Origin of the sequence: Pseudomonas sp. NPDC087626 (assembly GCF_044743405.1) — a bacterium.
Lineage (GTDB): Bacteria > Pseudomonadota > Gammaproteobacteria > Pseudomonadales > Pseudomonadaceae > Aquipseudomonas.
On record NZ_JBIUWJ010000021.1, the window covers coordinates 68,852 to 81,891 of the forward strand.

The 13,040-nt window shown below is 61.7% G+C and carries 11 protein-coding genes; 7 read left to right on the forward strand and 4 right to left on the reverse strand.

The annotated features are described in order from the left end of the window. Positions 1-46 precede the first annotated feature (46 nt). A complete protein-coding gene (locus ACIOVD_RS18120) occupies positions 47-1,063 on the forward strand; it encodes an AraC family transcriptional regulator (RefSeq protein WP_320332249.1) in 1,017 nt (338 codons plus the stop codon). A 531-nt stretch (positions 1,064-1,594) separates the two neighbouring features. Here ACIOVD_RS18120 and ACIOVD_RS18125 read toward each other — a convergent pair. After that, entirely contained in the window at positions 1,595-2,608 is a 1,014-nt protein-coding gene (locus ACIOVD_RS18125) for an RHS repeat-associated core domain-containing protein (RefSeq protein ID WP_401129421.1), read from the reverse strand. A 462-nt stretch (positions 2,609-3,070) separates the two neighbouring features. Here ACIOVD_RS18125 and ACIOVD_RS18130 point away from each other — a divergent pair, with 462 nt between their 5' ends. Genes ACIOVD_RS18130 through ACIOVD_RS18150 form a run of 5 tightly spaced genes read left to right on the forward strand, consistent with a single transcriptional unit; the run spans position 3,071 to position 8,639 of the window. Beyond that, positions 3,071-4,729 (forward strand): AMP-binding protein, encoded by a 1,659-nt coding sequence (locus tag ACIOVD_RS18130; RefSeq protein WP_095171471.1) that lies wholly within the window; start codon positions 3,071-3,073, stop codon positions 4,727-4,729. A gap of 16 nt (positions 4,730-4,745) precedes the next feature. Further along, positions 4,746-5,507 (forward strand): SDR family NAD(P)-dependent oxidoreductase, encoded by a 762-nt coding sequence (locus ACIOVD_RS18135; protein WP_095171473.1) that lies wholly within the window; start codon positions 4,746-4,748, stop codon positions 5,505-5,507. A gap of 12 nt (positions 5,508-5,519) precedes the next feature. Next, positions 5,520-6,713, forward strand: a complete 1,194-nt coding sequence (locus ACIOVD_RS18140; RefSeq protein WP_401129424.1) for an acetyl-CoA C-acyltransferase — start codon at positions 5,520-5,522, stop codon at positions 6,711-6,713. Between the two features lie 9 nt (positions 6,714-6,722). Next, on the forward strand, positions 6,723-7,850 hold the full coding sequence (locus ACIOVD_RS18145) for an acyl-CoA dehydrogenase (protein ID WP_401129426.1): 1,128 nt from the start codon (positions 6,723-6,725) through the stop codon (positions 7,848-7,850). Positions 7,851-7,865: 15 nt separating this feature from the next. Then, positions 7,866-8,639, forward strand: coding sequence for an enoyl-CoA hydratase (locus tag ACIOVD_RS18150; RefSeq protein ID WP_095171478.1), 774 nt, complete (start codon positions 7,866-7,868; stop codon positions 8,637-8,639). 81 nt (positions 8,640-8,720) lie between these two features. Here ACIOVD_RS18150 and ACIOVD_RS18155 read toward each other — a convergent pair whose 3' ends face one another. Together ACIOVD_RS18155 and ACIOVD_RS18160 are read right to left on the reverse strand one after the other, a co-directional pair. Continuing rightward, positions 8,721-9,872 (reverse strand): acyl-CoA dehydrogenase family protein, encoded by a 1,152-nt coding sequence (locus tag ACIOVD_RS18155; protein ID WP_401129428.1) that lies wholly within the window; start codon positions 9,870-9,872, stop codon positions 8,721-8,723. Positions 9,873-9,877: 5 nt separating this feature from the next. After that, positions 9,878-10,984 (reverse strand): enoyl-CoA hydratase/isomerase family protein, encoded by a 1,107-nt coding sequence (locus tag ACIOVD_RS18160; RefSeq protein WP_401129430.1) that lies wholly within the window; start codon positions 10,982-10,984, stop codon positions 9,878-9,880. Positions 10,985-11,467: 483 nt separating this feature from the next. On the opposite strand from ACIOVD_RS18160, the gene ACIOVD_RS18165 reads away from it, so the two are divergent. After that, positions 11,468-11,944 carry an Lrp/AsnC family transcriptional regulator gene (locus tag ACIOVD_RS18165; protein WP_095171484.1) on the forward strand — a complete coding sequence of 159 codons (477 nt, stop codon included), beginning with the start codon at positions 11,468-11,470 and terminating at the stop codon, positions 11,942-11,944. Positions 11,945-12,227: 283 nt separating this feature from the next. Here the strand turns inward: ACIOVD_RS18165 and ACIOVD_RS18170 are convergent, their stop codons facing one another. Continuing rightward, complete coding sequence (locus ACIOVD_RS18170; RefSeq protein ID WP_401129432.1) at positions 12,228-12,935, reverse strand: HPP family protein; 708 nt, start codon at positions 12,933-12,935, stop codon at positions 12,228-12,230. Positions 12,936-13,040 lie beyond the last annotated feature (105 nt).

Genomic DNA, 13,040 nt, shown 5'->3' on the forward strand with positions numbered 1-13,040 from the left:
GGTACGTTAAGATGGCCCTCAAATAAAAACCGGGTCGCCACGCTTTATGTCGGAAAAAGACAGCATCTCCATTCACCTGGTGCGCGAAGCGCTGTTACAAAGCTGCGAGCCGGGTGCCGCCAGTCATGAAGTGCTGCTTAAGGTCGGTATCGAGCCGCAGTTACTGGAGGTGGCGGACGCCCGGGTGCCGGCTACCGCCTACGCCCGGCTGTGGCGGCTGCTGGCGCGACGGCGCGACGATGAGTTCTTCGGCATGGACCCGCGCCAGCTGAAATCAGGCAGCCTGGCCTTTCTCTGCCAGTGCGCCATGGCCCAGCCGACGTTGGCGGCAGGTCTGAACAGCGGCCTGGGCTTTCTGTCGCTGATGCTCGAGCGCCTGCCAGCGCAACTGGTGCACCAGCAGAGCCTGGCGGAGATCGTCCTGCTGGAAGACGACCCGCAACCGCGTCGCGCCTTCACCTACTTCACTTATTGGATGATCGTCCACGGCGTGGCTTGCTGGCTGGCGGGGCGGCGAATTCCGATCCTGGCCATTGAACTGCGTTGCGCCGAGCCGCCGTTCTGCGACGACTACAAGGTGATGTTTTCCGAGAACCTGAGATTCGACCGGCCACGGACCCGGATGATCTTCGCGGCCGACTGCCTCGACCTGCCGCTCAAGCGCAGTGTGCAAGAGCTGCAGCGCTTCCTGGCCCATGCCCCGGCCAACATCCTGGTCAAATACCGTGACCCGCAAAGCCTGGCCAGCCGCATCAAACACGACTTGCGGCATCTGCCGGCACACACCTGGCCGGAGACCGAAAGCCTGGCGCAACAGCTGTGCATGTCGGCCTCGACCCTGCGCCGGCGCCTGGCGGAAGAGGGGCAGACCTACCAGGGTTTGAAGGACAGCGTGCGCAAGGAGCTGGCGATTGTCTGGCTGGCCGAACCGGCCATCAGCTTCAGCGACATCGCCGCCCGCCTGGGGTTTGCCGATACCAGCTCGTTCTACAAGGCGTTTCGCAAGTGGTCGGGGTCCAACCCGGGGCATTACCGCAGCTTGATTCTCAGCGACGCCGATTGAATCGGTTTTAGCGCGCGAGCTGATATGGCTATCGCGGCATAGGTATCAACACAACTGTGTGTGCGACGTTGCACCAGGGTGTTGGATTAGACCGAGTACATATCCATTTTTGCGGTAACGGCCTCCTATGGTTCCGCTTTTACAGCGGCTCACTTTTGGAGGAGCCCAAAAGTAAGCAAAAGGCTCTTGCCCCACCACTCGGCACCTCGCTTAGGCTCGGTGTTCCCTCACTCCGGCTTGAATCCGTGGGCCGCCGCCACGCGCCATCCATGGCGCGGGGCGGCTAACCCGGCGTCCTGCCGGGTTACCCACGGCTTCAAGCCTGCGTTCGGCCAGCGTGGTTAACGGGGCGCCCAGGATCAAAAGCAAAGCGAGGCGGCCTAAAAGCCGACCTGATCGCTAGGGCATGCGCGGTGTAGCTTCTACTACCCCGATATTGATTTGGGGGGTAAACCGGCAGGACGCCGGTTTAGCCGCACTGGGCCAGGGCTACTGAGACCAGGAATTGATCGGCTTGCAACGCCCGAGTGACTACCTTCGCGGGGCTATTAAAAATGGTCGTGGAGGTTGTCCCGCCCGTATTCGTCGTGCATTTAGCACGTCCATTGCGGCTCGAAGTGCATCTTGTTGCAACTGGACTTGAGGATTCAAAAAGGGTTGTCTCGCAGGTGCTTGCAGTGGAAGAAGACGCGAGTTCATGCCAGTTGCATCACCACCTCCCCTAGTTCGAGGGAATACGACCTCTCGTCCATGTGTTCCACGAGAACTTGTCCACGTATCTCCCCCAGAGTTGCTTGGTTGCGGCGGGGCGAATTGTCCGGTTGACAGGCTGGAGCTTTGCACAGTACGACCAGTTGTTGATCTGCTTCCCAGAGCGGTCAATCCGTCCATGGCGGCGCCTCCTACATAGCCGGGATGAATCCTTTCTGTTGTTGGTCCATAGTCACCAAGCCCTGGCGAAGGTGGGAAGTTTCGTGGCCCCGGCGCCCCGGCGATAACAGTGCCCAAGGTACCAAACGCATTCAGAGTGCTTTCTTTTTCGACGCGCATAGGTCCCGTCACAGTTTCCACTTGTCTAGTGGCTTTCAATGCTTTGCTGCGGCTGGGGCCAGTAACGGAGGCACCACCAAACAAAAACCGATCCACTCCTGAAAGGAAGTTGCCGATTTGGTGAATCAGTTTGGGTAAATGCCCGGTTGGATCTGAAAAATTCAACGGATCTACGCAATACATGTAGGCATTCAGTCCACCCGCTCCAAACGGACTCCAACTGTCCGGGCTATGAAAGCGCATCAACACAGGGTTGTAAGCCCTGTAGCCATTGCCCAGCAAGTACCAGCCCAATAGCACCTCGCGTAGCTCACCGTTAAAACCCAATCGCCCGTTGATTTCCTGCCGCCCGGCCTGTTCGCCATAAACTGAATAAGCGATCGAATTGAACCTTCCGCCTGCGACTTCGACCAGCACCGAGTTTTTACTGTCGGTGGCTAGAAGTATGGTTTGTGACTGCCGTGAGGGGCGGTCACTGTTTGCGGAATCGGTCATCACAAGGCCTGCCTTCGAGGTTGATTTCTTGCTTCCAGATATACTCGCGCGGCCAAAAGTTGGGAACTATCAGAACTGATAGTCAGACGTGGCGGTAATGCTGAATAAAACCCTGTAGGGGATGGCCCATTGCGGCGCCCCTCCCAAATCAATGTCGGAGTACGGGCATGCCGAGCCTAAGCGATGCACCGAGTGGTGGGGCATGAGCGTTTTGCTTACTTTTGCCTGGGCCGGCATTCCGGCTGTTCAAAAGTGAGCCGCCGTTGGGCGGAACCCTTATCAGCCGTACCGAAGAAATGGATATGTACTCGGCCTAATGTCGGCTCACAGATGCGCCCCCTTGGCCAAAGCAGTCAAGCAACTTGATGGCTTTGACCATTGTCCCGCGCCGCCCGTGGAGCGAGTATTTCGAGGATTTTGTAGGTTCCCCCAACCCAATAAAAACACCAAGGGATTCTGGCAATGCGCGATTACCTGTCTGCGACTTCACAGTTCAACTATCAGCACACGGTCGATGCGGCACTTCATGGTTCGCTGACGGCCCTCAACGCCTGTGTCGAGTGCTGCGACCGCCACGCATTGCCCGGGCGCATTGCCTTGTTCTGGGAAGGGCGCGACGGCGCCAGCGCGACCTATACCTTCAGCGACCTGCAGGACAAGGCCGCGCGTTTCGCCAACTTCCTCAAGTCCCAGGGCGTGAAGCAGGGCGACAAAGTCGCTGGCCTGTTGCCGCGCAACGTCGAACTCTTGATCGTAGTGCTCGCCACCTGGCGCATTGGCGCGGTCTATCAGCCATTGTTCACCGCCTTCGGCCCCAAGGCCCTGGAACATCGCCTGGGCACTTCCGGCGCGGCCGTGGTGGTGACCGATGCGGCGAACCGGCCCAAACTCAGCGAAGTGCCCGAGTGCCCGACCATCGTCACGGTCACCGGTGCCAAGGGCCAGGGCCTGGTCCGCGGCGACTTCAGTTTCTGGGCGGAACTGGCCAATCATTCCAACCAGTGCGAACCGGTGTTGCTCAGCGGTGAAGACCCGTTCCTGCTGATGTTCACCTCGGGCACCACTGGCCCGTCGAAAGCCTTGTACGTGCCGCTCAAGGCCCTTGTCGCCTTCCAGAGCTACACCCGCGACGCCGTGGACCTGCGCCCGGAAGATGCCTTCTGGAACGTCGCCGATCCCGGTTGGGCCTATGGCATCTACTTTGGTGTGGCCGGCCCGTTGGGCATGGGGCACCCGATCACGTTCTACGACGGCCCGTTTACCCTGGAAAGCACTTGCCGGGTGATCAACAAGTACGGGATCACCAACCTCACCGGCTCGCCTACCGCCTACCGCCTGCTGATTGCCGGCGGCGACGAGTTCGCCCGCAGCATCAAAGGCAAGCTGCGTATCGTCAGCAGCGCCGGCGAACCGCTGAACCCGGAAGTGATCCGCTGGTTTGCCGATAACCTCGGCGTAGTGATCCACGACCATTATGGCCAGACCGAGCTGGGCATGGTCCTGTGCAATCACCACGGCCTCGAGCATCCGGTGCATGTCGGTGCTGCCGGTTTTGCATCGCCCGGCCACCGCATTGTGGTGCTGGACGACAACTACAACGAATTGTCCGTCGGCCAGCCAGGGATCCTGGCGATCGATCGCAGCCAGTCGCCGATGTGCTGGTTCCCCGGCTACGACGGTGCGCCGACCAAGGCCTTTGTCGGCGACTACTACCTGAGCGGCGACACGGTCGAGTTGAACCCGGACGGCAGCATCAGCTTCGTCGGTCGCAGCGATGACGTAATCACCACCTCGGGTTACCGGGTCGGTCCGTTCGACGTTGAAAGCGCGCTGATCGAGCACCCGGCGGTGATCGAGGCGGCGGTGGTCGGCAAACCCGACCCGGAGCGCACCGAACTGGTCAAGGCCTTCGTCGTGCTCGCTAGCCAGTACCTGGCGTCGCCGGAACTGGCCGAAGAGTTGCGCCAACATGTGCGCAAGCGCCTGGCCGCGCACTCCTATCCCCGTGAAATCGAATTTGTCAGCGACTTGCCGAAAACCCCAAGCGGCAAATTGCAGCGCTTTATCTTGCGCAACCAGGAAATCGCCAAGGCTCAAGAGGCCGCGGTCAACAAGGCTTGAATTCAAGGAAACAACGATGCAGATCGAAAACAAGGTTTTTATCGTCACCGGCGGTGCGTCGGGGCTGGGTGCGGCCACCGCTGAACTGCTGGTCGCCGCTGGCGCCAAGGTGATGCTGGTGGACATGAACGCCGCGGCGGTCGCGGCGCAGGCCGAGCGCCTCGGGGCCCACAGCGTGGTCGCCGACATCAGCAACGAAGACGCCGCACAGGCTGCGGTGCAGGCCACGGTTGCGGCGTTTGGCGGGCTCAACGGCCTGGTCAATTGTGCCGGGATCGTGCGGGGCGAAAAGATCCTTGGCAAAAACGGTCCGCACGCCCTGAGCAGTTTCAGCCAGGTGATCAACGTCAACCTGATCGGCAGCTTCAACATGCTGCGCCTGGCAGCCGAGGCGATTGCCCAGGCCACCCCGGACGCGGACGGCGAGCGGGGAGTGATCATCAACACCGCTTCGGCGGCCGCCTTCGACGGCCAGATCGGCCAGGCCGCCTATGCCGCATCCAAAGGCGCGATTGCCAGCCTGACCTTGCCGGCCGCCCGTGAGCTGGCACGCTTCGGCATCCGTGTGATGACCATTGCCCCGGGTATCTTCGAAACCCCGATGATGGCCGGCATGACCCAGGAAGTTCGCGACTCGCTGGCCGCCGGCGTGCCATTCCCGCCACGCCTGGGCAAACCTTGCGAGTACGCGGCGCTGGTCAGGCATATCATAGAAAACAGCATGCTCAACGGTGAGGTGATCCGTCTCGACGGTGCCTTGCGCATGGCCGCTAAATAAGGAGTCATGAACATGACCACTCACAACGATCCGATTGTCATTGTCAGCGCTGTCCGCACCCCCATGGGCGGTTTTCAGGGTGACCTCAAGAGCCTGACTGCGCCACAACTGGGCGCCGCCGCCATTCGTGCGGCGGTCGAGCGCGCGGGCCTGGCCAGCGATGCCGTGGAAGAAGTGTTGTTCGGCTGTGTACTGCCTGCCGGTCTCGGCCAGGCCCCGGCACGCCAGGCAGCATTGGGCGCCGGCCTGCACAAGTCGACCCGTTGCACCACCCTGAACAAGATGTGCGGTTCGGGCATGGAGGCGGCGATCCTGGCCCACGACATGTTGTTGGCCGGCAGTGCCGAGGTGGTGGTGGCCGGCGGCATGGAAAGCATGTCCAACGCTCCGTACCTGCTGGACCGCGCCCGTAGCGGCTACCGCATGGGCCACGGCAGCGTGATCGATCATATGTTCCTCGACGGCCTGGAAGACGCCTACGACAAGGGCCGCCTGATGGGCACCTTTGCCGAGGATTGCGCGCAGGAACACGGCTTCAGCCGCGAGGCCCAGGACGCCTTCGCCATCGCGTCGACCACCCGCGCCCAGCAGGCCATCCTGGACGGCAGCTTCACCGCCGAAATCGTCCCGCTGCAGGTCACAGTCGGCAAAGAGCAGAAGACCATCACCGACGACGAGCAACCGCCCAAGGCCAAGCTGGACAAGATCGCCAGCCTTAAACCGGCGTTCCGCGCGGGCGGTACAGTGACCGCTGCCAACTCCAGCTCGATTTCCGATGGCGCCGCGGCCTTGGTCCTGATGCGTCGCAGCGAGGCGCAAAAACGCGGTCTCAAGCCACTGGCGGTGATTCATGGCCACGCCGCGTTTGCCGATACTCCGGGATTGTTTCCAGTAGCTCCGGTGGGCGCGATCAAGAAGCTGATGAAAAAAACCGGCTGGTCGCTGGATCAAGTCGATCTGTTCGAAATCAACGAAGCCTTTGCGGTGGTCAGCCTGGTCACCATGACCAAGCTGGAAATTCCCCACAGCAAGGTCAACGTGCACGGAGGCGCCTGCGCCCTGGGTCATCCGATTGGTGCTTCGGGCGCGCGGATCCTGGTCACGCTGCTCTCGGCCCTGCGTCGCAAAGGCCTGAAGCGGGGTGTGGCTGCCATCTGCATCGGCGGCGGCGAAGCCACGGCCATGGCCGTTGAATGCCTGGATTAAGGATTCCCTATGCTGCCCAATGACGAACAACTACAGATCAGCGACGCGGCCCGGCAGTTCGCCCAGGAACGCTTGAAACCGTTCGCCGCCGAGTGGGATCGCGAACACCGTTTCCCCAAGGAAGCCATTGCGCAAATGGCCGAGCTGGGTTTCTTCGGCATGCTGGTTCCCGAACAGTGGGGCGGCTGCGACACCGGTTACCTGGCGTACGCCATGGCCCTGGAAGAAATCGCTGCCGGCGATGGTTCCTGCTCGACCATCATGAGCGTGCACAACTCGGTAGGCTGTGTACCCATCCTCAAGTACGGCACCGACGAGCAGAAGGCGCGCTTCCTCACGCCACTGGCCAGCGGGGCGATGCTCGGCGCCTTTGCCTTGACCGAACCCCAGGCCGGCTCCGATGCCAGTGGCCTGAAAACCCGCGCCCGCCTCAATGGCGACCACTATGTGCTCAACGGCTGCAAACAGTTCATTACCTCCGGGCAGAACGCCGGGGTGGTGATTGTGTTTGCGGTGACCGACCCCAACGCCGGCAAGCGTGGGATCAGTGCCTTTATCGTGCCCACCGATTCGCCTGGCTACAAGGTTGCCCGGGTCGAGGACAAGCTCGGCCAGCACGCCTCCGACACCTGCCAGATCCTGTTCGAAGACGTCAAGGTGCCCGTGGCCAATCGGTTGGGGGAGGAGGGCGAAGGCTACCGTATTGCCCTGGCCAACCTCGAAGGCGGCCGGGTCGGGATCGCCTCGCAGTCGGTGGGCATGGCGCGCGCCGCGTTCGAAGCTGCCCGTGATTACGCCCGCGAGCGCGAAAGCTTCGGCAAGCCGATCATCGAGCATCAGGCCGTGGCCTTCCGCCTGGCCGACATGGCCACGCAGATCGCCGTCGCCCGGCAGATGGTGCACTACGCCGCCGCCCTGCGTGACAGCGGCAAGACCGCATTGGTGGAAGCGTCGATGGCCAAGCTGTTTGCCTCGGAAATGGCCGAGAAGGTCTGTTCGTCCGCCTTGCAAACCCTCGGCGGTTACGGTTATCTGAGCGACTTCCCGCTGGAGCGTATCTACCGCGATGTGCGGGTGTGCCAGATCTACGAAGGCACCAGCGATATCCAGCGCATGGTCATTTCGCGCAATCTTTGAACAAGGAAACCTTGCATGAGTTACGAAACGATTTTGTTGGAAATCCAGGGCCGCGTGGGCCTGATCACCCTCAATCGCCCCCAGGCATTGAACGCCCTCAACGCGCAGATTGTCAGTGAACTGAACCATGCGCTGGACGGCCTGGAAGCCGACCCGCAGATCGGCTGCATCGTCCTGACCGGTTCGAAGAAAGCCTTCGCCGCCGGTGCCGACATCAAGGAAATGGCCGAGCTGACCTACCCGCAGATCTACCTGGACGACCTGTTCAGCGACAGTGATCGGGTGGCCAACCGCCGCAAGCCGATCATCGCCGCCGTCAACGGTTTTGCCCTGGGTGGCGGTTGTGAGCTGGCGTTGATGTGCGACTTCATCCTGGCTGGCGACAACGCCAAATTCGGTCAGCCGGAAATCAACCTCGGCGTCCTGCCGGGCATGGGTGGCACCCAGCGCCTGACCCGCGCGGTGGGCAAGGCCAAGGCCATGGAAATGTGCCTCAGCGGTCGCCTGATCGACGCGGTGGAAGCCGAGCGTTGTGGCATCGTGGCGCGCATCGTGCCGTCGGATGAGCTGCTGGATGAAGCGTTGAAAGTCGCGACCCTGATCGCCAGCAAGTCGCTGCCGATTGCCATGATGACCAAGGAGAGCGTGAACCGCGCCTTCGAAGTCAGCCTGTCCGAAGGCGTGCGTTTTGAACGCCGGGTATTCCACGCGGCGTTCGCCACCCAGGACCAGAAAGAAGGCATGGCGGCGTTTATCGCCAAGCGTGCGCCGGAGTTTGTCGGTAAGTAATCCTGGGTTCTGACGGATCCCATCGCGGGCAAGCCGCAAGCGGGTGCCCGCTTGCGGCTTGCCCGCGATGCGTTCAGGGTTTCACAGCAGGTAGTTCTTCAATTCCCGCGCAATCACCATCCGCTGAATCTCGCTCGAGCCTTCGTAGATCTGGGTGATCCGCGCATCACGGTAATAGCGCTCCACCGGATAATCTTCCAGATAGCCATAACCGCCATGAATCTGGATGGCCGAGGAGCAGACTTTTTCGGCCATTTCCGAGGCAAACAGCTTGGCTTGCGAGGCCTCCGACAGGCAGGGTTTGCCGGCGCTGCGCAGGCGTGCTGCGTGGAGGATCAACAAGCGAGCGGCGTTCAGCCGGGTGTGCATGTCGGCCAGCAGGTTGGCGATGCTCTGGTGCTCAATGATCGGCTTGTCGAACTGCACCCGGTCGCGGGCGTAGGCCAGGGCCGCTTCAAAGGCTGCGCGGGCAATGCCCAGTGCCTGGGCAGCGATGCCGATGCGCCCACCTTCGAGGTTGGACAGCGCAATCGCCAGGCCCTTGCCACGTTCACCCAGCAGGTTGGCTTCGGGGATGACGCAGTTGTTGAGCGTCACTGCGCAGGTGTCGGACGCCCGAATGCCCATCTTGTGCTCGCTGCGGTCAACGACGAAGCCGGGGTTGTCGGTGGGCACCAGGAACGCCGACAGGCCTTTCTTGCCCAGCTGCGGATCGGTCACCGCAAACACGATCGCCAGCTTGGCCCGCTTGCCGTTGCTGACAAACTGCTTGGCGCCGTTGATCACCCACTGGCCATCGCGCAGTTCGGCGCGGGTACGCAGGTTATGCGCCTCGGAACCGGCTTGGGGTTCGGTCAGGCAGAAGCAACCGATGGTCTGGCCGCTGGCCAGGTCCGCCAGCCAGGTCTGTTTTTGTGCCTCGGTGCCGTAGTTCAACACCGGCCCGCAACCCACCGAGTTGTGGATGCTCATCAAGGCGCCGGTTGCACCGTCGCCGGCGGAAATCTCTTCCACTGCCAGGGCATAGGCAACGTAGTCGACATAAGTGCCGCCCCATTCCTCAGGCACCACCATGCCCAGCAGGCCTAGCTCACCCATCTTCGCCACCAGGGCGTCGTCGATCCAGCCAGCCTTTTCCCAAGCCTGGGCATGGGGTGCGATCTCGCCGCGGGCAAAGTCCCGGGCCATGTCGCGGATCATCACTTGTTCTTCGCTCAGTTCGATATCGTGCATGAGAATCAGCTCCCGCTCTGCTCAAAGCCTGTGAAGAAACTGGCCACGTGCTTGGCGTCCAGGGCCTGGACGGTGGCAGGGTTCCAGCGTGGATTCTTGTCTTTATCGATCAGCAAGGCGCGTACTCCCTCGATCAGGTCGCCACGGGCGAACCATTGACGGTCCAGGTGCAGTTCCAGGGCAAAGCAGCGTTCCAGGCTCAGTTCGCGGCCGCGGCGGAGCATTTCCAGGGTCACGGCCATCGCCAGCGGGGAGCGGGTCTGCAGCAAGTTGGCGGTGTCCACGGCCCACTGATGGCTGTCGGCGACGGTCACGCTGCGCAGTTGTTCGATGATGCTTGGCACGTCCGGCAGGTCGAAAAAGTGGTCAATGGCTGGGCGCAGGGCTTGCAGCGGGGGGGCGGGCAGGTGCTGCACTGCCAGTTGGGCCAACAGCCCTTGCAGGTCCTTGAGCGGCGTATCGTGCCACTGCAGGTTATCCAGGCGCTGGTCCAGCTCGCTCAGTTGCTCACTTGCCAGGTACCAGTCGGCCAGGCCGCAATACAGTGCATCGGCGGCGCGAATCTGTACCCCGCTGACCCCCAGGTAGATCCCCAGCTCGCCCGGGATGCGCGGCAGGAAATAACTGCCGCCGACATCCGGGAAATAACCGATACCGACTTCCGGCATCGCCAGGCGGCTGCGTTCGGTGACCAGCCGCAGGTCGGCGCCTTGCACCAGGCCCATGCCGCCGCCCAGGACAAAACCGTCCATCAGTGCCAGGACCGGTTTGCGGTATTGGTGAATAGCCAGGTCGAGGGCGTACTCCTCAACGAAAAAATCTTCGTGCAGGGTGTCGCCGGCTTGGTAGCTGTCATACAGCGAACGGATGTCGCCGCCAGCACAGAAGGCTTTTTCCCCGGCGCCGCGCAGCACCACGGCATGCACCTGCGAATCCCGGGCCCAGGCCTCGAGTTGGCGGTGCAGGGTGCGGACCATGTCCAGGGTCAGGGCATTGAGGCCGGCGGGGCGATTGAGGGTCAGGTGGCCAATATGGTTGCGCACCTCGGCCAGGACTTCGTTGCGCGTGGCATCCATGGCCTTTACCTGCGTAGATAAAACCTCAGCAGTCATCGGTAACTCCCTGCTTTTATTGTTCTTTATGGAAATGCCCAGGCGCGGGCGATCGTCGATCGTAACAGTGCAAATTTGCCGTGTACAACCCGGATGAATGCAGGTTCGGTGTGCATTTTTGTAATATCGAAATGGCCGTCGGCGATATTTTTAACTGAATAGGGCATTCACGACAGAATCGGCTGTGAATCGGCCGACGCCAGCATAACCATGCTGTTTGCGCAGCCCTGAACGACACCTCGAAGGTTACGTCTGTGGGCATTCTGCTCATCGATTTGCAACCGTCTGCATCAGAGGTTTCAGGTCGACAGGGGTGCGCGGACAGGGGTGTTTCCTGTACAAGTTCAGCGTTGAAAATCTGGATAAACGTTTTGACGTGGAACGGGCTCGAGGAGCAGGGGACTGCAACTGGTCCCGACCGGCCGGTCAGAGCGAGCGTTTGCAGTAATTTCTCTCGGGTCGTTGAAGTGAGGCAAGACGTACATGGCGGATATCCGCGATCTGTCGATTGTGCTTGATCGTATCGACCAGGCCATTATCGAGGTGCTGCGCCACGATGGGCGCATCACTTATCAAAAGCTTTCCGAGCTCGTGCACCTGACACCCAGGCCCTGCCTTGAACGGGTGCGCAAGCTCGAACAACTGGGGGTGATTCGTGGCTATGGGGCGATTCTCGACGAGAAAAAGCTGACCCCTGGCCTGTCATTGCTGGTGCTGGTGGCGCTGTCGAACCAGAGTGGACGCGCCGCGCAAAAGGCTTTCGAAGCCAAGGTCAGGGCGTGCCCGCAAGTGCTGGAATGCCAACTGATCAGTGGCGCCTTCGACTACAGCCTGCGCATGCGTTGTCGCGACATGGAGCACTATCGGGTCCTGACCGAAGTCTGGTTTGACGACCCGGAGTTGCACATCGACAAACTGGTCAGCCACCCCGAACTGGCGATGGTCAAGACCTCGTCCTGAGGTTGTGGTCTTTTGATCCTGGGTTTGTGGGTTTATCCGCCCAACGGCGGGTCACTTTGGCAAACGCCGGAATGCCGCCCGCCAGCACTGTAGGAGCGAGCCTTGTTCGCGATGGACGTCAACGATGACGCGTCTCTCCTGATTCAACGCGGCGCTCTCGGGTTTCTCGCGAGCTGGCTCGCTCCTACAGGTTTTGGTGGCTGTATGTGAGCTCTGTGATGGAGCGAGCCGCAAGCGGGCGCTCGCTCCTACAAACGCATCAGCGCTCAAGCGCTGGGCTGTATCAGCCTTGGCCGCTCAGTACCTGGCCGATGCTGCGACGCTTGGCGTGACGCTCGCTGGCGTGGATCAACTGTTCGAGGTCTTCGGGGGTGACGTCGAAGAAGGCCTCCAGCTCGGCCAGCGCCGCCTTCAGGTCCTCGGCGTTGATGGCCTGGCTGTCGGTGGGCGGGTGGTCGGCGGGGATCATTGGCACCGGTTCGGCAGGGCGCTTGGGGTAACGAATGCGCGTCAGGTTGTTGTACCCCAGGGCGCTCAGCAGCAGGGTCGATGCGCCCAGCATCACCGGGGCCAGTGCCTGCCAGTCGAGGGCGATGGTCGCCGGATCCGCCAGCACCATCAGCAGCGCCAGGGCCCCGGCCGGTGGGTGCAGGCAACGCAGCCAGCACATCAGGATCAAGCCCAGGCCGGCCGCGAGGCAGGCACTGACCAGCGTTCGTCCCAGCACGTGAGCTACCAGCAACGCCATCACGGTGGCACACAGGTAGCCACCGATGATTGACCAGGGCTGGGCCAGCGCACCGGATGACACGGCAAACAGCAGCACTGCCGACGCTCCCAGGGGGCCGATCAAGTGCAGGGCAATCTGCATGCCGAAGACCTGGGCACAGGCCCAGACACTCAGCAGGGTGCCCAGCGACATGCCGATGGCAGCGCGGCTCCATTCGGTAGGGCGGGTGTTGATGGCAGCGGGAATCCAGCGAGCGAACATGGGTAGGACGGTCCAATTGCAAAGGGCAGGCAAAAAGAAGGGCTTGGCTGGTTCTCCAGCAAGCCCTTTAAGCGTTCCAACATTTGGGGGAGGAACCGGCACAGT